This is a genomic window from Streptomyces luomodiensis (assembly GCF_031679605.1).
GTDB lineage: Bacteria > Actinomycetota > Actinomycetes > Streptomycetales > Streptomycetaceae > Streptomyces > Streptomyces luomodiensis.
This window is the reverse complement of sequence record NZ_CP117522.1, coordinates 872,102-889,888: the sequence shown is the minus strand read 5'-3', so window position 1 is coordinate 889,888 and position 17,787 is coordinate 872,102. Positions and strand designations below refer to the sequence as shown.

Annotated in this window: 14 protein-coding genes and 1 pseudogene; 7 read left to right on the top strand and 8 right to left on the bottom strand. The window is 70.9% G+C overall.

The features are described 5' to 3' along the window. Positions 1 to 30: 30 nt before the first annotated feature. Positions 31 to 594 carry a hypothetical protein gene (locus tag PS467_RS03840; RefSeq protein ID WP_311033985.1) on the bottom strand — a complete coding sequence of 188 codons (564 nt, stop codon included), beginning with the start codon at positions 592 to 594 and terminating at the stop codon, positions 31 to 33. A gap of 396 nt (positions 595 to 990) precedes the next feature. Here PS467_RS03840 and PS467_RS03835 point away from each other — a divergent pair, with 396 nt between their 5' ends. Continuing rightward, a complete protein-coding gene (locus PS467_RS03835; protein ID WP_311033984.1) occupies positions 991 to 2,391 on the top strand; it encodes a M28 family metallopeptidase in 1,401 nt (466 codons plus the stop codon). Positions 2,392 to 2,485: 94 nt separating this feature from the next. On the opposite strand, the gene PS467_RS03830 is transcribed toward PS467_RS03835, so the two are convergent. Both PS467_RS03830 and PS467_RS03825 read right to left on the bottom strand, forming a co-directional pair. Continuing rightward, positions 2,486 to 4,519 (bottom strand): M6 family metalloprotease domain-containing protein, encoded by a 2,034-nt coding sequence (locus tag PS467_RS03830; protein ID WP_311033983.1) that lies wholly within the window; start codon positions 4,517 to 4,519, stop codon positions 2,486 to 2,488. Between the two features lie 156 nt (positions 4,520 to 4,675). Beyond that, positions 4,676 to 5,497, bottom strand: coding sequence for a hypothetical protein (locus PS467_RS03825; protein WP_311033982.1), 822 nt, complete (start codon positions 5,495 to 5,497; stop codon positions 4,676 to 4,678). A gap of 278 nt (positions 5,498 to 5,775) precedes the next feature. Here PS467_RS03825 and PS467_RS03820 point away from each other — a divergent pair, with 278 nt between their 5' ends. Beyond that, complete coding sequence (locus tag PS467_RS03820; protein ID WP_311033981.1) at positions 5,776 to 7,413, top strand: AMP-binding protein; 1,638 nt, start codon at positions 5,776 to 5,778, stop codon at positions 7,411 to 7,413. A 157-nt stretch (positions 7,414 to 7,570) separates the two neighbouring features. On the opposite strand, the gene PS467_RS03815 is transcribed toward PS467_RS03820, so the two are convergent. Then, positions 7,571 to 7,939 carry an arsenate reductase family protein gene (locus tag PS467_RS03815; protein WP_311033980.1) on the bottom strand — a complete coding sequence of 123 codons (369 nt, stop codon included), beginning with the start codon at positions 7,937 to 7,939 and terminating at the stop codon, positions 7,571 to 7,573. 122 nt (positions 7,940 to 8,061) lie between these two features. Between PS467_RS03815 and PS467_RS03810 the strand changes: the two genes are divergently transcribed. Continuing rightward, positions 8,062 to 8,397, top strand: coding sequence for a hypothetical protein (locus tag PS467_RS03810; protein WP_311033979.1), 336 nt, complete (start codon positions 8,062 to 8,064; stop codon positions 8,395 to 8,397). Between the two features lie 317 nt (positions 8,398 to 8,714). Continuing rightward, positions 8,715 to 9,194, top strand: a complete 480-nt coding sequence (locus tag PS467_RS03805) for a YflT domain-containing protein (RefSeq protein WP_311033978.1) — start codon at positions 8,715 to 8,717, stop codon at positions 9,192 to 9,194. A gap of 173 nt (positions 9,195 to 9,367) precedes the next feature. Here PS467_RS03805 and PS467_RS03800 read toward each other — a convergent pair whose 3' ends face one another. Continuing rightward, positions 9,368 to 9,736 (bottom strand): BlaI/MecI/CopY family transcriptional regulator, encoded by a 369-nt coding sequence (locus tag PS467_RS03800; protein WP_268969998.1) that lies wholly within the window; start codon positions 9,734 to 9,736, stop codon positions 9,368 to 9,370. A 153-nt stretch (positions 9,737 to 9,889) separates the two neighbouring features. On the opposite strand from PS467_RS03800, the pseudogene PS467_RS03795 reads away from it, so the two are divergent. Further along, positions 9,890 to 10,426: pseudogene (locus PS467_RS03795) on the top strand (TerD family protein); the annotation flags it as partial. Positions 10,427 to 10,593: 167 nt separating this feature from the next. On the opposite strand, the gene PS467_RS03790 reads toward PS467_RS03795, so the two are convergent. Together PS467_RS03790 and PS467_RS03785 are read right to left on the bottom strand one after the other, a co-directional pair. Further along, positions 10,594 to 11,460: a hypothetical protein gene (locus PS467_RS03790; RefSeq protein ID WP_311033976.1), complete on the bottom strand. Its 867-nt coding sequence runs from the start codon at positions 11,458 to 11,460 to the stop codon at positions 10,594 to 10,596. Next, entirely contained in the window at positions 11,460 to 12,728 is a 1,269-nt protein-coding gene (locus PS467_RS03785; RefSeq protein WP_311033975.1) for a VWA domain-containing protein, read from the bottom strand. The genes PS467_RS03790 and PS467_RS03785 overlap by 1 nt, the downstream gene beginning before the upstream one ends. A 167-nt stretch (positions 12,729 to 12,895) precedes the next feature. Between PS467_RS03785 and PS467_RS03780 the strand changes: the two genes are divergently transcribed. Both PS467_RS03780 and PS467_RS03775 read left to right on the top strand, forming a co-directional pair. Beyond that, a complete protein-coding gene (locus PS467_RS03780; RefSeq protein ID WP_311033974.1) occupies positions 12,896 to 15,607 on the top strand; it encodes a CocE/NonD family hydrolase in 2,712 nt (903 codons plus the stop codon). Continuing rightward, entirely contained in the window at positions 15,604 to 16,458 is an 855-nt protein-coding gene (locus tag PS467_RS03775) for an ABC transporter permease (RefSeq protein WP_311033973.1), read from the top strand. Before PS467_RS03780 ends, PS467_RS03775 begins: the two co-directional genes overlap by 4 nt. Positions 16,459 to 16,512: 54 nt before the next feature. On the opposite strand, the gene PS467_RS03770 is transcribed toward PS467_RS03775, so the two are convergent. Next, positions 16,513 to 17,694 carry an FAD-dependent monooxygenase gene (locus PS467_RS03770; protein WP_311033972.1) on the bottom strand — a complete coding sequence of 394 codons (1,182 nt, stop codon included), beginning with the start codon at positions 17,692 to 17,694 and terminating at the stop codon, positions 16,513 to 16,515. Positions 17,695 to 17,787: the final 93 nt, after the last annotated feature.

The following is a 17,787-nucleotide window of genomic DNA, read 5'->3' as shown; positions in this document are numbered from 1 at the left end:
CCCACTACCCTCGGTCCGGAATGCTGAACGCTATTGGCGGCGGCAGTCGTAACTGCCCTGCAAGGTACTTCCGTCGGGGAAGGTGAAGCTCGTGGTGTCCCTGAAATGTCCTCGATCGAGCACCTGATAGTCGTCCACGAGATCCAGCTTCACGCCCGATGTCTGCCCGGTGGCATTAGGCGTGATCACCTGGGTGAGGGGGCCCTTGAATATCAGATGGCCGTCCTTCCAGCCGGGGGAGGTGTAGTTTCCGGACGAACCCCAGTTGTCGTGGTACTGGTTGATGAATTTCCCGTCGACCGGATTCCAGCCGAAGGACGAGCGGCCGACGACGTTTCCGGGTTCGAGGCTGGCGTCCGTGTAGAGGTAATGCCCGCCCATCGCCCGCTTCGTGGTCAGACGCAGCACCGCCGGTTTGCCGCCCGGCGGTGGGGTGTAGTCGCAGGTGTAGGAGCCGAGCAGAAAGTCGAGAGCGTGGATCTGCGGGGGAGAGGGGAGTGGATTCCTGCCCCGTGGCGATGTGGCTCGAGTATCCGGCTCGGCGTTCACCGGGGACACGGTGAGGGCGACCAGGCCGACCGCGGCCGCGCCCATGACACCGGCCGGGACTCGTCGGCTCCCCCTCCTTCGCCGGACCGCGCCACGCGGGTCCCGTTCCGCTGACTTCTCGGTACGCACACTCGACTCCCAACCCTCAATCGGGCGCTGACCTGCGGCTGAGCCACCTCATAAGCGGCCTGTTCGGATACGGCGACCATCATTTGCGCCGTCACCAAAGTGGGCCTAACGCCCGGCTTGGCCTGCGCGTGCGGTGGAGTCTCCCCAGGCGGTGGAGTCTCCCCATGCGGCGGAATCTCCTCGTGCGGCGGAACCCTCTCGTGCGGTGGAAAAGGGCGCCGCGGAAAAAGGGGGACGCACTGGCATCGCGTTAGTCCAGCTTTAGTCCGCCCTTCGACCATGAACCGGACCTTGGCGATGAGGAGGATGGCGATGAGCGGCTGGCCCGCGCTGGAGAAGTACATCGATCGGGCACCCACGTCGAAGGAGATGATGTCCTGGATCGAGTTGATCGTCAGCCAGGGCATCCGCCGCGCCGGTTATCCGGCCGACAGCTGGACCGAGGAGTGGGCCGCGGAACAGTTCCGGGAGATCGGGCTGGCGGACGTCCGGCTGGAGCCGCTGGCCACGCCGATCTGGCGGCCGCGGTCCGCCGCCTTCGAGATCTGGCCCGCCGGCCGGGCCGATGAGCTCATCCGTTTCGAGGGACTCGCGCTGCCGTACACCACCCCGACCGAGGGCACCGAGGGTCGGCTGGTGCGGATGGCGGACGGGGAGGTGCGGGGTTCCATCGCGGTCCAGGAGATCGGCTTCACCCGCCTGCCGCAGACCGAGGTGCAGGCCCGCGCCACCGGCTCCTACGATCCCGAGGGCGTGTTCCCCGACCTCGTGCAGACCGTGCCGTTCGACCTCCCCCATGTGCTGGACTTCGACATCGCCATCAAGGACGGCGCCACGGCCTATGTCGGCCTGCTCACCGGACTGCCCTGGGAGACCAGCGACTTCTACTGGCCCTATGACGCCGAACCGCGTTCCGTCCCCGGCATCTGGCTGAGCGGCAAGGACGGACGGCGGGTCCGCGAGCTGATGGCGTCGGGGGAGTGCGAGGGGCGGATCGTCTCCGATGCCACCATCACCGAGGAAACCACCCACAATGTGGTGGGCACACTGCCCGGCGCCTCCGACCACTGGGTGATCGTCGGATCCCACCATGACGGTCCCTGGGCGTCGGCCGTGGAGGACGCCTCCGGGGTCGCGCTCGTCCTGGCGCAGGCCAGGTTCTGGGCGTCGGTGCCCCAGGAACTGCGGCCGCACAACATGCTGTTCGTGCTGACGTCCGGCCATATGGCGGGCGCCGCGGGCACACAGGCGTTCATCGCCGCCCATCCCGAGCTGTTTCCCCAGGTCGTGCTGGAAATGCATCTGGAACACGCGGCACGTCAGGCGGATGTGGTCGACGGAGAGGTCGTGCCCACCGACGACCCCGAGGTGCGCTGGTGGTTCACCACTGAGGCGCCCGAGCTGGAGCGGCTGGTGGCCGAGTCCCTGGCGGCGGAGGACCTGCGCCGCTCGTGGATTCTGTCGCCGACCGCCTTCGCGCCGAACCCGGCCACCGACGGCGCCTACTTCTACTACACGGGCGTGCCGCTGGTGCAGCTGATCACCACGCCCATGTACATCTTCGATCCGCGGGACACCCCGGACAAGGTGGACGAGCAGAGCCTGGTGCCGCTCACCAAGGGGGCGGCGCGGATCATCGCCGGTACGGCGGGCTGCGAGCCCGACACCCTCCGGGTGCCCATCCAGACGGCCAAGGCCGACGAGACGCGATAGGACCGCCGCACACCGACCGCATCGGTGGTGGCCCGCCGGGTGCCGGTGGGCCACCACCCATCCGTTCTACCGGCGGGCCGTCACCGGTCGCGCGCTACCGGTGGCCCGACAGCCGGCACAGCGCCTTGGCGGTCCGGTGCGGATCGCTTTCGGAACGGGCGGTGAGAACCACCGTGCCCTGCCGTGCGGCGTCCTGTTCCGCGGCCACGGCCACCTCGACATCCACCGATCCACCTGCCCTGGCGGTGGCGAGACGGTTGGGCAGCCAGGCGGACCAGCCCCGGCCGACGGCCTTCGCCGACAGCCGGTAGACATCCGAGTCCACCGAGGTGGCGGGCGCACCGGCCGGTCCGCCGGTGGCGCGTGTGGTGTTGTCGAGGCCGAAGGTGCACACGGCCCGGGAGCGGGAGGCGTCCCCCGTGGCCTGGCCGCGGTGCAGCGTCAGATCGCGGCGCTGCGGTCCGGCGCCGTCGAGGGACCGCACGGCGACGGTGTACGAGAGCACTCCGGACCTGTCACGCTCGAGGTCGAGCACGTAGAAGTGCAGCCGGTTGGCCGGGTCGAGGTACTCGTACTGGCTGCCGGAGTCGGCTCCGGCGTGGAACAGCGCATCGCTGAGCTGCCGGTAGTCGCCCATGGTGATCTTCTGGGCGGTACCGTCGGGGCGGTGGAAGTCCACCAGGTCGATGTCCTCGGGATGAGCGTCGACCACCCAGGCGAACGGGGCCCGGTCCTCGTCCTTGGTCTTGGCGAGCAGCACCCCGTGGTCCGGGGTGAAGGAGTCCATGCCCATGCGGTCGACGACCTCGACGGTGTAGTTGTCGTAGCCGCCGCCGTCGCACAGGGGGTCGGTGGCGAGGTCGCAGGGCGGTGAGAGATCGTCGCCCAGGGCGATGTTGACTCCGGAGAGCCCCTTCTCGCCCGGTGGCGCCGAGCGTGCGGTGACCCGGGCGACGACGAGGCCGGAGCTCTTCAGGGCGTCCCGGTCCAGCCGCAGGACGTTCTTGTCGTCGACGATGCCGAGCTTCAGCTTGTCGCGCAGCACATGCTGGGAGCCCATCGAGCCCCCGGCCGTGGCCGGGATCCGCCAGCGGCTGTGCGGGCCGCCGGGGCCGTTGAAGGAGCCGCGGGAGAGCATGCTCCAGATGCCGGTGTAGGCGCGGCTGAGGGGGGTGCCGTACGGGTTGTTGTAGTTGTCCGCGATGCCCAGGATGTGGCTGAGTTCATGGGCGTACACCGCCATACCGGAGCTCTCGGCCTGCACGGACGACCCGTTCGAGGCGTTGGGCCAGATACGGGCGGCGGCCTGCCAGGACGTCCACGGCACATAGCGGGTCCGGGCGGAGTTGTCGCCCGCGGGGTTCGGCGGGCCCCAGGCGGCCGGTATGTCCTGTGCGCCGGGGAACTTCATCGGGCCGAACTCCTGCCAGGTGGACGACTCGTCCTGTCCGGCGGTGAGATAGAAGACGAAGTCGAACGCGTCCGCCTCGCCGGCGCCGACATCGGCCACCCAGGCGGCCCTGCCGTCGGCCCGGATGTCCTTGCCGCAGGTGTCCCCGGCCGGGCAGGCGCCCGGGTTCATCGAGTTCTCGACGCCGTAACGGTAGGACGGGTCCGGCATGCGGTACACACCGAAGGCGGTCAGCTCGACACCGATGCGGCCCCCGGAGTCCTCCATCCAGTACTCGTTGATGGTGTGGCCGTGGTTGAGTGGCCCCGGTTTGTTGAGGAAGTCCTGGTAGAAGCGGGGGAGGCGGTCGCGGGGGACATCGGAGGCGCTGGGCTGCGGATTGCCGAACAGGGTGGACCCGGCCGGCTGGCTGACCGTGAACTCCTCGTCGGGGTAGTCCAGGAGCACCAGCGCGCCCTTGAAGGTGCGCCGGGTGGGCTCGACGGTGGGATCCGCCCAGTGTGTTCCGGGGACCGCACGGTAGTCGGCCCAGGTCATGTCGTCGGGGTTGCGCCAGTTCTGCGGGTCGATCGGCCGTACCAGCGGTGGCCGGGCAGGGCCGGCCGACGGTGTGCCGTCGGGGGTGGCCCGCGCGGGTCCGGCGGCGAGGGCCGCCGCGGTGGCGAGCAGGGTGGCGACGACGGTCAGCCGGCGGGCGTGTCTTCGGCGGAGGAACAAGGCTCACCTCGTGTCGGGCGTCGTGGAGCTCGAACATGACAAGCCGTGCGGGCGGTATGCCTACCGCTGCCCCACGGTAAGGCGGGGCAGAAAGTGACGCCAGAGTGGAGCGGTGACGGCTGGGGCCGTCGCGAAGGAGGCCGTGGCCCGCCGTGGTCAGCCGGGCCGCAGTCGTCGCACCCGGCTCAGATCCCCGGCGAGGAGGTCGTCATGGCCGATGGCGAAGTCGCCGTTGCTCAGCAGCCGGTCGCCGAAGTAGGCGCCCACGACGGTGCCGGGAAGGTACGAGCGCAACTCATGGCGCATCCCGGCGGGGTAGTCCACGGGCTCGCCCCATCCCTCCGGGGCCTCGTCGGTGCCGAACAGCACCCAGTGGTCCACGGCCACCTCCGCGTCCGGATCGGGCGGGCCGCCCGTGTGGCAGTCCAGCGCCGGCACGGTCAGCCGATCGGGTTCGAGGGGTTCGTACCACATCAGCAGCGGCTTGGCGCGCCGCGCGTCGGCGTTGTCGAAACAGCACACCGCGAGGGTGTGGCAGGGGTACCGGTCCGCGTAGAACTCCAGCAGCCGCGGGTCGATCCGGGGCCGCTTCCGCCGTGGGACGCGGGTGAGCGCGGACGGGATGAGCGTGGCGTCGGCGGCGAGCAGCACCGTGTAGACGTCGTGGTCGAACACCTCGACCGCCGGGCGTGGTTCCCATCCCATCCAGGCCATCTGGTCGTCCGCGGCCACCGGGCGCGGGCGCACCGCGTCCACCATCCGGGTCAGGATGTCCTGGCAGCGGCCGGCCGAGAGGAAGTTCTCCCGGGTCATGGGCAGGGCGGGCAGATGCAGCAGCATGGCGTTGGGGCCGTCGGCGAGGTTGTGCGCCGTGTTCTGGTAGCCCAGGACGTGGATCAGACCGTGTGCCGGATGGTGGCGGCGTCCGGCGTACACCGTCGTGCCGGAGAACTCGGCCCGGTCCATGGAGACACACATGGCGGCCACGCTACCCGCGCGGTGCCCGACCCAGCGCCCTCCGCTCCGGCCTGCCGATATCGTCCCGGTCTCGGTACCGGGGTACGGCTGCCGGGCCGATGCGGAAGCGCGATAGCGTGTACAGGCCAACGGGAGGCCGCCGCCGGTCCGGGACTTCGGTGCGGCACACCCGGGAACAGCCCCCCCCGGAGGGCCAGGCGCGTCCGCGCTCCCCGAGCCGGGCGCCGGTTCTTCCTCCCGTCCGGCGCCACTCGTGGATACCAGCACTAGGAGCCCTCTTGACCAGCCCAGAACAGCGCATGGCTGACCTGCTCAAGACCTTCGGTGAGCCTGCGGCGAACACCGCGTACCTGCTGTGCGACAGCCATCCGGACGACGCGGTCGCGTTCACGGTGGTGGGCAAGGACATGACCGGCCACGACCTGACGTACGGGGAGCTTCGTGACCGCTCGTCACGTATGGCCGGTGCCCTGGCCGCCCTGGGAGTCGGAGTGGGCGACCGCGTCGCCACCTTGATGGGCAAATCCGCCGAACTGCTGGTCGCCTCCCTCGCGATCTGGCGGCTCGGGGCCGTCCAGGTGCCGCTGTTCACCGCGTTCGCCCCGCCGGCCATCGCGCTGAGGATCAAGGGCAACGACACCAAGGTCGTGATCACCGATGCCGATCAGCGGTCCAAGCTGGACCCGGAGTCGGGCTTCCCCGACGAGCGCCCCTGGCGGATCGTCACCACCGGGCCCGTCACCGGGACCGATCTGTCCTTCGCGGAGCTGGCCGAGTCTCACGCCCCGCTGTCCGAGCCGGTGGCCGTGGGCGGCGACGGGCTCATCGTGGAGCTGTTCACCTCCGGTACCGCAGGCACCCCGAAGGCCGTCCCGATCCCGCTGCGGGCCGTCGCGGGCTTCGTGATGTACCAGCAGTTCGGCCTGGACCACCGGCCCACCGATGTGTTCTGGAACGCCGCCGACCCGGGCTGGGCGTACGGCCTCTACTACGCGATCATCGCCCCCCTCGCCCTCGGGCAGCGCGCGTTGCTGCTGAACAGCCTGTTCTCGGCCGAGTCCACCTGGGAGGTGCTCTCCCGGTTCGGCGTCACCAACTTCACCGCCGGGCCCACCGTCTACCGGAAGCTGCGCGGCTCCGGCATCCCCGCCCCCGGCGATCTGCGCCTGCGCTGCTGCTCCGCGGCCGGCGAACCGCTGCCCCCGGACGTCGTCGACTGGGCGCGGGAGACGCTCGGCGTCCCGGTGCGCGACCACTACGGTTCGACCGAGTGCGGCATGATGGTCGCCCACGCCTGGCACCCGGCCCTGCGCGACGACATCAAGTCCGGTTCCATGGGCCGTCCGCTGCCCGGCTGGGAGGTGAAGGTGCTGCGCGAGGACACCAACTCCGCGCCCGCCCGCACCGGTGTCCCCGGCCGGGTCGTGGTGGACATCGCCGAATCCCCGCTGATGTGGTTCAAGGGCTACGTCGGCGCCCCCGAGCGGAGCGCCGACAAGTTCAGCCCCGACGGGCGCTGGTTCTACACCGGTGACACCGCCTCCCGGGACGCGGACGGCGATCTGTTCTTCTCCGGGCGCGGCGACGACGTCATCCTGATGGCGGGTTACCGCATCGGCCCCTTCGAGGTGGAGACCGTGCTGCTGGAGCACGCCGCGGTGGCGGAGGCCGCCGTGGTCGGTGTACCGCACGAGGAGTACGGCGAGGTGGTGGAGGCGTTCGTGGTGCCGTACCCCGGCGCCGAGGCGGGCGACGCGCTCGCCGCCGAGCTTCAGCAGCTGGTCAGGGAGCGGTACGCCAAGCACGCGTATCCGCGGAAGGTCCACTTCGTGGCCGAACTGCCGAAGACCTCCAGCGGCAAGACGCAGCGGTTCCTGCTGCGCCCGCAGCCGCCCGCCTCCTCGCGGCGCCGCTGAGCAGGCCACCGCACCGAGGCCGCTCCGTACCGAGGCGACTCCACCGAGGCGGCTTCTGTACCGAGACAGCTTCTGTACCGAGGCGGTTTCCGTACCGGGCACCGCACGCCCCGGCCTCCCGTGTCGTCGACGGGACGCCGGGGCGCGCGCACGCCGGTCACCCCCGGGACCGGGACAGCGCCTCCCGTACCGCCTCCTCGGTACGCCCCACCACCGCCGAACCGTCGTCCGCCGTGATGATGGGGCGCTGGATGAGCTTGGGGTGCTCGGCGAGCGCCGCGATCCAGCGGTCCCGTGCGCCCTCCTCACGTGGCCAGTCCTTCATACCGAGCTCCTTCGCGGCGGCCTCCTGGGTCCGGGTGATGTCCCAGGGCTCCAGCCCGAGCCGGCCGAGCACCGCGCGGATCTCGTCCTGGCTGGGGACGTCCTCGAGATAGCGGCGGACGGTGTAGCCGGCGCCCTCCGCGTCGAGCAGGGTCAGTGCGCTACGGCACTTCGAGCATGCCGGATTGATCCAGATCTCCATGCCGCACACGGTATCGCGACAATGCCCCGGAACGGCGCCTGACCAGGGGACTTTGTCAGTGCCCGGACGTAGAATGGAGGCAGTTGAAGGGAAGGTTTCCCGACCATCTCAGGAGGCTGCCGATGGCCGTTGCCGGACCCCCTCTTCAGGATCTGCCGAGCTTTCCGACCTTGCCGAAGAAGCGGATGCCCGCAGGGCGCCCGCGTGAGTGGTACGAGTCCCACAACCGCCGTCTGAAGGCCATGCGCCTGGCCATCGCGCTGCTCAACTCCGGTGTCTACCGCCCCGAGCAGGCGCCCAACCGCAAGATACGCTCCACCGCGGCGCGGATCGGGGTGCATCCGCCCTCCGCCACCACCTGCCGCATGGTGCGTTCCCTCCTCCACACCGATCAGACCAGCCCCGCCGACCACGCCGAGCGCACCGGCCCCGCCCGGCCCCGATCCACTCGCCGCTGACATCGCCGGCCCGCCGCGCCTCCTCGGGGGCGCGGCGGGCCCGGCGAGCGCCGCGGACATCGAGGCACTCGCCCGCGACACGTAAGGTCCGCACGGCCCCGCTCACCTTCCCCGCTTGCTTTCCGCACGACGGAAAGGACCGGCCGCTTCCGGGAATCGTGCGCCGTTGTCCCGGTCGGGAAAAAGGCGCGGGGAGTGCTGAGGGAATTCCGGCGGCGTGAACCGTCCGCGGGCGTTCTTCCGCTCTCCCCCGAGGGGCTCCCGTTGCGAGGGGCGCGGAGCGGGCGCACGCTCTCTTTGACGGAGGGAGCCATGCGATGACCCAGCAACCGCCGTCGGAGGCGGTCGACCGTCCGGCCGTCGGCTCGTACCCGACCTACGCCGGCGCCCAGCGCGCGGTCGACTTCCTGGCCGACAACAAGTTCCCGGTCGAGCACATCGCCATCATCGGCACCGATCTGCGGATGGTCGAGACGGTCCTCAGACGGTTGACCCGGGGCCGCGCCGCGCTGGCCGGGGCCGGTACGGGGGCCTGGTTCGGGCTGCTCGTCGGACTGCTGCTGACGGTGTTCGCCGCGGGGACCCACAGTGTGATCGCGCTGCTGGTGAGCGGTGTCGTCTATGGGGCGATTTTCGGCGCGATCTTTGGTTTTGTCGGTCATGCCATGACCGGAGGACAGCGCGATTTCGCCTCCCGCAGTCAGATCGTGGCCTCGCGCTATGACGTAGTCGCGGATGCCGAGGTGGCCGAGGAGGCGAAGAACATGCTGGCCAGGCTCGCGATGCGGGAGGGCTGAGGGCCTCGGGCGACCTCCCGGGGGTCCGTGCGTGTACTAACCGGCTTAGGGGAAAGGTGTGACTCCGGGTGGCGCCGATAGAGGCCGAATCGCGCGTGACGCTGCCGGTACACCCACGGAACGGTCAACACTTGGCAAAAAGAGTGCGCCAAACGGCGGCCGTCGACATGCGGTCACGACTGGGTGCGCCGCCCGGCGGCCCGCAGGGCCTTGCGCAGCGCGCTGACCTCTTCCGGGCCCATCTGCTCGACGAAGTGGGTGAGGGCGGCGGAGCGGTCCTCGCTGGTGCTGAGCGCGTCCTCCATCAGGGCGGCGGTGTACTCCTCGCGGCTGCGGACCGGTGAGTACACCCAGGCCCGGCCCTCCTTGGCGCGCAGCAGCCAGCCCTTGTTGTAGAGGATGGAGGCGACGGTCATCACCGTGGTATAGGCGACCGGGCGGTGATCGTTGATGTCGTCCACGATCTCGCGCACCGTGGTGGGACGCTGCCAAGCCCAGAGGCGGTCCATGATCTCCGCCTCGAGCTCCCCCAACCGTCGCATGGACGCTTCCTTCCGCCGTTAGTACGGAGGCCCATAGTAGAGACCCCTCGGCGGGGTGCCGCACGCGGCTGTCGGAAAAACCTCAACTCGCCCTGCTCGCGATAGGCTTGACGCCACGCGCATTCAACATCTCCACGGTTCCAGGGAAGGGAAGTCCGGGTGACTGGTCTCAACAAGGGGCTTCGGAAAATCGAGGTGGCGCTCAAGTGGGATCCGAGTCCCACCGGCGAGCCGCCCAACGATCTCGACATCGTGGCCGGGACATACCGCGCCACGGATCCGTACGGTGAGCCCGCCTATCTCGTCCACTTCGACAGCCGCTCACCGGACGGCACCATCAACCTCAACAGGGACAGCCGTACCGGTCAGGGCTTGGGCACCGACGAGTCCATGACCCTCGAACTCGAACGGCTGTCGTCCGAATACTCGCGGGTGGTCGTCGGGATAGCCATCCAGCAGCGCTCGGGGCGGAAGACGTTCGGAGATGTCCCGAACACCAGCGTCCGGATTCTCGACGGATACACCGAGCTCATTAAGAGCGACTTCACCGGTGTCTCGGAAGCCACTGCCGCCACGGTCGCGGTATTCACCCGGGGCGACTCGGGGGAATGGGGAATTCAGAGCGCTATTCGTGGATTCGATGCGGCCCCCGAAGACTTCGCACACCTCATGGGCAAGAACTATTCCTGAGCAGCGGGGCGAACGGGCCCCGGTTCGGCGCGCGGTCCGCACGGTTGTCTCGTGCGGACCGCGCGCCGATTCCGGACATCAGGCCAGATGGGACAGGTGGGACAGGCAAGACAGGTAGGACGGATGGGTCGGATAGGTTGGATGGGGTGGATAGGTTCGATATCGGGTCAAGCGTCGATCGGTGGGCGGCCCGAGGATCGCGGCCCCCGGGTGAGGGTGTAGCCGCCCACCCCGGCGAGCGCCGCCAGCGCCGCGCCGATCACGGTCCACACCCATCGGTCCGACCACCAGCCGGAGCCCCAGCCGTCCTCCGGCTCGGCGACCGCGTGCGGCACGTCCCCGTCCTTGCCGTCGTCCTCGGCACCCGACGGGGAATCCGAGGACGTGTCGTCCGTCGACTCGGAGCCCGTCTGGGGGGCCGTGCCGGCCCGTAGCACCGGGTTGAGCGGGGTCACGTCCCCGCCGTCGGCGTGTGCCCCGCCCGTGTCCCCCACGGACGCCTCGACCTCGGCGTCGATCGGCAGCCCGAGGTCCTGGTCGGGCAGGTCGACGACGGTGAGCCGCACGTAATAGGCGCCCTGGAGCGGGTCGTTGGCCCAGCGTTCGGACCAGGACCGCACCTGGCGCAGGGTGCAGCTGACGGTGACCGACTCGTCCTGCTGGGCCGCCTTGCGCGTCGGTGTGCCCGAGGCACACGCCTGGTGGCGGCGCAGACCGTCGTAGACATCGAGCTGCCAGGTGGCGCTGCCGTGCCGGCTCGACGCGTCGGGCAGCTTCAGCGTCGCCTCGACCTTGGGGACCTGCCCGGCGGCGGCCGGGAACACCCAGTACAGATAGTCGCCGGTGGAGGCCGCCGCGGTGGCCTTCTGACCCGGCTCGATCTCGGTGGCGGTACGGAAGTCCGTGCCCGCCTCGGTGGGCGCGTCCTTGCCGTCCTTGCCGTCCGCACTGTCGGCGGCCGCCGGGGCGGCGGCGGTCAGCCAGGCGGCGGCGCACAGGGTGAGCGCGGCGCCCACGGTACGCAGGGCTCGCATCAGTTGGTCCTCCAGACGGTGACACGCCAGCGGGCCAGCCAGCCCCACAGCAACCCCACGAGCAGTCCGCCCACGGTGAGCACGCCCAGCAGCACCCAGCCGCGGCCCAGGCCGAAGGCGGCCACGTCGGCGGGCGGATCGTCGTTGCCGACCACATCGACGGCCAGCTCCACCGGAAGGCCCGGAGTGCGCTTGACGGAAGCGGGTGCGGAGAACGACTGGCTCAGCTCCAGGCACACGGTCCGTTCGGTGGTGTCCTCGTCGTCGTCCGCGTCGGCGATCGGATAGCGCAGCCCGCTGGAGATGACGTCCGTACGGCCGCTGCCCGCCTCACTGCCGCGCACCAGCTCCCGGCCGCCCGGGGTCACCGCCCGCAGCAGAACGCCGTAGTCGGGGTCGACGGCACGGTCCGCGGCCACGCTCGCCGAGGCCCGCAGCTCCTGACCGGGCGCCACCCGCATCCGGTACCAGCGGTGCTCGCCGAAGCTCTCCCGGTCGCTGTAGAGGCCCGAGCCCAGGTACGGGGCCTTGGCGCACTGCGCGGCGCCCTGTACCGGCGTGGGTGCCTCCGCGGGGGTGTCGGCGGAGCGCCGGACCAGCTGCTTGATACGGCTGGAGAGCTGGTCCCGGTGCTGGATCGCGGTATAGGTGCCACCGGTGGCCTCGGCGATGCAGCTGAGCTGCTCGCGGACCTTGCTGTCCAGCGTCAGCCCGAGCGTGTCGACGACCAGATGGGTGCCCTGGGCGGCCAGTTCCCGGGCCACATCGCAGGGATCGGGCAGGCCGCAGGAGTCCTCGCCGTCCGTGATCAGTACGATCCGGCGGGTCCCCTCGCCGCTGGAGAGGTCCTTGGACGCCCCGCGCAGCGCGAGTCCGATGGGCGTCCAGCCGGTGGGGCTCAGCGTGGCGACGGCCGCCTTGGCCTCGGTGCGGTCCACCTGGCCCACCGGGTAGAGCTGTTCGCTGTCCTGGCAGCCGGTCTCGCGGTCCTTGCCCGGGTAGTTGGCGCCGAGGGTGCGGATGCCCAGCCGTACCTCTTCCGGTGTGGCGTCCAGCACCTCGTTGAACGCCTGCTTCGCGGCCGCCATCCGGGAGGCGCCGTCGACGTCGCGGGCCCGCATGGAGCCACTGACGTCGAGCACCAGCTCGACCTTGGGGGAATCGGCCGACGGTTCACCGGCCATGGCGGCGGGAGGGGATATCAGGCCGCAGGCGAGAGCCGCGAGCAGCCCCAACGCGCCTGTCGCCAGACGTTTCTTTATGATCACCGCCGCATCTTATGGAGCATCATCAGGCGGCGCCAAAAGCCCGGATGCCAGGGCCCGGGGCATACCGCGCCGGGTGTACGGCGGGTGTCCGGGTACACCCCGGGGAGGGGACGAGAATCCGTCTGATGTCAGCTCCGGCGTTCGCCTCCTGCTTCTAGGGTGCAGACATGAAACTCCGAAAGACCCGGCCGCGGGGCCTGCGTCCGGCCGCCGTCGTGGCCGCCGCGGCCGTCCTCGTGGGCGCGGGCACCTGGGCGGTCGCCGCCCCCGACGACGGGCCGGCCGTCCACCGCGAGGACCGCGTGCTGGACATGCCGGGCGCGCGCATCGACACCTCGTACTTCACGGCGGGCGCCGGCCGCAGGCCCGCGGTCCTGCTCGGCCACGGCTTCGGCGGCAGCAAGGACGACGTACGAGACCGGGCCGAAGCGCTGGCCCGCGACGGGTATGCCGTGCTGACCTGGTCGGCACGCGGATTCGGCCGGTCCACCGGGAAGATCGGGCTCAACGACCCCGACCACGAGGTGGCCGATGTCCGGCGGCTGGTCGACTGGCTGGCCCAACGCCCCGAGGTGCGGCTCGACGGCCAAGGCGACCCCCGGGTGGGTGTCGCCGGGGCCTCTTACGGCGGGGCCATCTCCCTGCTGGCCGCCGGGTACGACCGCCGGGTGGACGCCATCGCGCCCGAGATCACCTACTGGAACCTCGCCGACGCGCTCTTCCCCCACGGTGTCTACAAGAAGCTGTGGGCCGGGCTGTTCTTCACCACCGGGTCGGCCGGCCTCACCCAGGCCCCGGAGGGCGCGGGGAACGAGGACGGCGACGGCGGGGGAGTGGCGAACCGCGCGACGGACCAGGAGGGCTGGAGCTGCGGCCGCTTCGAGAAGGAACTGTGCGAGATGTACGAGCGGGTCGCGGTCGCCGGAAAGCCGGACGCCGCCGCCCGCCGGCTGCTCGAGGAACGCAGCCCGTTCGCCGTCGCCGACCGGATCAAGGTCCCGACCCTGATCCTCCAGGGCCAGGCCGACTCCCTCTTCCCCCTCGACCAGGCCGATGCCATGGCGAAGGCGATCCGGGCCGGCGGAGCGCCGGTCGCCGTCGACTGGACCGCCGGGGGACATGATGGCGGCGACCGCGAGACCTCACGGGTGGCGGCGCGCACCCGTGCCTGGTTCGACCGCTACCTCAAGGGCGACAAGGGCACCGACACCGGACCCGCCTTCCGGATCAGCCGCACCGGGGGCGTCGACACCACCAACGGCGCGCTCCAGCTGCGCGGCGCCACCGGCGACCGCTACCCGGGCCTCGGCGACGGGAGACGGACGGTGGCGCTGCGCGGACGTGAGCAGTCGTTCGCCAACCCGCCCGGGGCGGGACCGCCTTCTGTCTCCACGGTGCCGGGCGTGGCCGGGCTGTCCCAGGCGTCCTCGCTCGGCGTCGGCCTCTCCCTCGACGTCCCCGGCCAGTTCGCCCGGTTCGACTCGGCGCCGCTGGACCGCACCCTGCGGATCACCGGATCGCCCGAGGTGCGGGTGCGGGTGAAGGCCGACACGGAGGACGCCGTCCTCTTCGCCAAGGTGTACGACGTGGGACCCGACGGGCAGCAGGTGCTGCCCGAGCAGCTCGTCGCGCCCCTGAGGGTCACCGGTGCCAAGAAGGGCCGTACCGTCACCGTCCGGCTGCCCGCCGTGGACCACGAGCTCGTCGCGGGCCATCGGCTGCGGCTCGTCCTCGCCTCCACCGACCTCGCCTACGCCTCCCCGGCCGAGCCCGCCACCTACACGGTCGGGCTGGTGGACGGCGGACTGACGGTCCCCACCGCGCCCGGGGTGCACACCCAGCCCGCCCCGCTGCCGCTGTGGGTGTGGGGGCTGCCGCTGGCCGGAGCCGTGGTGGCGCTCGCGCTGCTGCTGACCGGCAGGCGGCGTACGGCCGCTCCCGCGCCCGACCCCGAACTGGCCGACGTCCCCCTCCAGATCACCGGCCTGAGCAAGCGCTACGCCAGGTCCGCCGACCGCTACGCGGTGCGCGATCTGTCCTTCCGCGTCGAGAAGGGGCAGGTGCTCGGGCTCCTCGGGCCCAACGGCGCGGGCAAGACCACCACATTGCGCATGCTGATGGGGCTCATCACCCCCGACGGCGGCGAGATCCGCGTCTTCGGCCAGGCCATCAGGCCCGGTGCGCCCGTGCTCTCCCGCGTCGGCGCCTTCGTCGAGGGGGCGGGCTTCCTGCCGCATCTGACCGGCAGGGCCAACCTCGAGCTGTACTGGCGGGCCACCGGCCGCCCCGCCGCCGACGCCCATGTTGAGGAGGCGCTTGCGATCGCGGGCCTGGGCAGCGCGCTGGAGCGTGCCGTGCGCACCTACTCCCAGGGCATGCGGCAGCGGCTCGCCATCGCCCAGGCCATGCTGGGCCTGCCGGATCTGCTGATCCTCGACGAACCGACCAACGGCCTGGACCCGCCGCAGATCCGCGAGATGCGCGAGGTGATGATCCGGTACGCCGCCGCGGGCCGCACGGTGATCGTTTCCAGCCATCTTCTGGCGGAGGTCGAACAGTCTTGCACCCACCTGGTCGTCATGGACCGGGGCCGGCTCATCCAGGCAGGCCCGGTCGGCGAGATCACCGGCACCGGCGGCAGTGTGCTGGTGGGCCACGAGGGCGAGCTGAGCGAGGCCCTCATGGACAAGGTGAACGCGCTGCCCGGCATCGGGTCCGCCCGCCGCACCGCCGACGGGCTGCTCGTCCAGCTCGACGGGGCCGCGCCGGCGCGGCTGCTCGCCGAACTGGTGCGGCTGGAGATCCCGGTGACCAGCTTCGGGCCCAACCGACGTCTGGAAGAGGCCTTCTTGACGCTGATCGAAGGAGGATCCGCGTGAGTTCCCTGTCCCAGGTCGCGCCCGGCTACCGGGCCCGCCACACGCTGCCGCTGCGGGTCGAGGCCGTACGGCAGCTGCGCCGGCGCCGGACCCTGGTGATGGCGGTGGTGCTGGCGGCGCTGCCGTTCGTCCTCGTCGCGGCGTTCGCCATCGGCGGCACCCCCGAGGGGCGGGACGACCGGATCAGCCTGATGGACACGGCCACCGCCTCCGGCGCCAACCTCGCGGCCACCGCGCTGTTCGTCTCGGCCGCCTTTCTGCTGGTCGTGCCGGTGGCACTGTTCTGCGGTGACACCGTGGCCGCCGAGGCCAACTGGTCCTCGCTGCGCTATCTGCTGGCCGCGCCGGTGCCCAGGGCCCGGCTGCTGGCGAGCAAGCTCGCGGTCGCCCTCGGATTCAGCGCGGCCGCGATGGTGCTGCTACCCCTGGTCGCGCTCGCGGTGGGCACGGTCGCGTACGGCTGGGGGCCGCTGCGGATTCCCACGGGCGGTGAGCTGCCCATCGGGGACGCCCTGGTCCGGCTCGCCCTCGTGGTGCTGTACATCTTCCTGTCCCAGCTGGTCACGGCCGCCCTGGCGTTCTGGCTCTCGACCGTCACGGACGCGCCGCTGGGTGCGGTGGGCGGTGCGGTGGGGCTCACCATCGTGGGCAATGTGCTGGACGCGGTCACCGCGCTCGGCTCCTGGCGCGACTTCCTCCCCTCGCACTGGCAGTTCGCGTGGGCGGACGCACTCCAGCCCCACCTGGAGTGGGGCGGAATGGTGAAGGGCGTCTCGGTGTCCCTCGCGTACGCGCTGGTGTTCTTCGCGCTCGCCTTCCGTGGCTTCGCCCGCAAGGACGTGGTGTCCTAGCCGCGCTCTCCTGGACGAGGGGTCCCAAGGCGGCCACGGCGCCCGGACCCGCGGTCAGTAGTCCCTGAGCGTGTAGGAGTTGACCACCTCGTAGAAGGGGCCCTGGATATTGGTCGGGTGGGTGTCCGGCTCCTGCCCGGCCAGGGCGCGCCGTGCCTCCCGCCGGTCCTTGTTGGCCAGCGCGAGCCGCTGGTTGGCGGCCACGTAGTCGCGCAGTTCGCGCTCATAGGCGGCGAAGGCCGCGGTGTGGTCGCCGTCGGCGGCCTTGAGCTCGCCCGCCAGCACATAGGCGCCGATCAGGGCCAGGCTGCTGCCCTGTCCGGCCATGGGCGAGCCGCAGTAGCCGGCGTCGCCCAGCAGGGCCACCCGGCCACGGGACCAGGAGTCCATATGGATCTGGGCCACCGCGTCGAAGTGGAAGTCGGGCGCCCCCCACATGTACTCCAGCAGCCGGGGCATCTCCCAGCGCGCGTTCTCGTACCACGTCGCCACCATCCGCTTCTGCTCCGAGACGCTCCGGGAGCCCAGCATCCGGGCGGGCGGTTCGTCCGAGTCGACGCCGATGTAGACCCGGGCCTCGGTGTTGTCGCGGACACTCATCACCATGCCGCCCCAGATGCCGCCGGACATCTCGTAGACGACCTGCCAGCGGTCCAGGCCCAGATAGTTCGGCACCGTCCACACCCCCAGATAACCCCCCAGATGGCGGAGGTAGTCCTCCTCCGGGCCGAAGACCAGCGCCCGGGTGGCGGAGTGCACCCCCTCGGCCGCCACCACGATGTCGAAGGTGCGCGAGGCGCCCCGACGGAAGGTGACCGCCACCCCGTCCGGGCCCTGGGCGAGCGAGACGATCGAATCGCCGAAGAGGTACTCGATCCCGTCACCCTGCGCGCTGAGGAGAACCGAGGCCAGGTCGTCCCGGAGAATCTCGATGTCGGGGCGGCTGAGATCCCCGCCACTGGCGGTGTGTCCGGTGGTGCTGTACAGCTCCTTCCCGTCGTCGTCGACCATCGACATGCCGCGCAGTCCGGTGCGGTGCGCGCGGATCTCCTCCAGCACACCCATCCGCTCGCACACCTCCAGCGCCGGGCCCCGCACGTCGATCGCCTGTCCGCCCGGCCGGGGCCCGGCGGCCCGCTCCACGACCGTGACCTGGCAGCCATAACGGTCCAGCCAGTAGGCGAGGGCGGGCCCGGCGATACTCGCCCCGGAAATCAAGACCCGTGTGTTCCGCATGGCGTTGTCCCTTCCGCGTTCAATACCGCATGTGGTGCTGGGAAAACACTGGTCCACGGCACCGACGAGGCACCGACACGGCACCGACGCCGA

Excerpts from the sequence above, each read along its gene's own strand:
- PS467_RS03840 (WP_311033985.1), bottom strand. The coding sequence starts at position 594 with ATGGGCGCGGCCGCGGTCGGCCTGGTCGCCCTCACCGTGTCCCCGGTG.
- PS467_RS03835 (WP_311033984.1), top strand. The coding sequence starts at position 991 with ATGAGCGGCTGGCCCGCGCTGGAGAAGTACATCGATCGGGCACCCACG.
- PS467_RS03825 (WP_311033982.1), bottom strand. The coding sequence starts at position 5,497 with ATGTGTGTCTCCATGGACCGGGCCGAGTTCTCCGGCACGACGGTGTAC.
- PS467_RS03815 (WP_311033980.1), bottom strand. The coding sequence starts at position 7,939 with ATGGAGATCTGGATCAATCCGGCATGCTCGAAGTGCCGTAGCGCACTG.
- PS467_RS03810 (WP_311033979.1), top strand. The coding sequence starts at position 8,062 with ATGGCCGTTGCCGGACCCCCTCTTCAGGATCTGCCGAGCTTTCCGACC.
- PS467_RS03805 (WP_311033978.1), top strand. The coding sequence starts at position 8,715 with ATGACCCAGCAACCGCCGTCGGAGGCGGTCGACCGTCCGGCCGTCGGC.
- PS467_RS03800 (WP_268969998.1), bottom strand. The coding sequence starts at position 9,736 with ATGCGACGGTTGGGGGAGCTCGAGGCGGAGATCATGGACCGCCTCTGG.
- PS467_RS03790 (WP_311033976.1), bottom strand. The coding sequence starts at position 11,460 with ATGCGAGCCCTGCGTACCGTGGGCGCCGCGCTCACCCTGTGCGCCGCC.
- PS467_RS03780 (WP_311033974.1), top strand. The coding sequence starts at position 12,896 with ATGAAACTCCGAAAGACCCGGCCGCGGGGCCTGCGTCCGGCCGCCGTC.
- PS467_RS03770 (WP_311033972.1), bottom strand. The coding sequence starts at position 17,694 with ATGCGGAACACACGGGTCTTGATTTCCGGGGCGAGTATCGCCGGGCCC.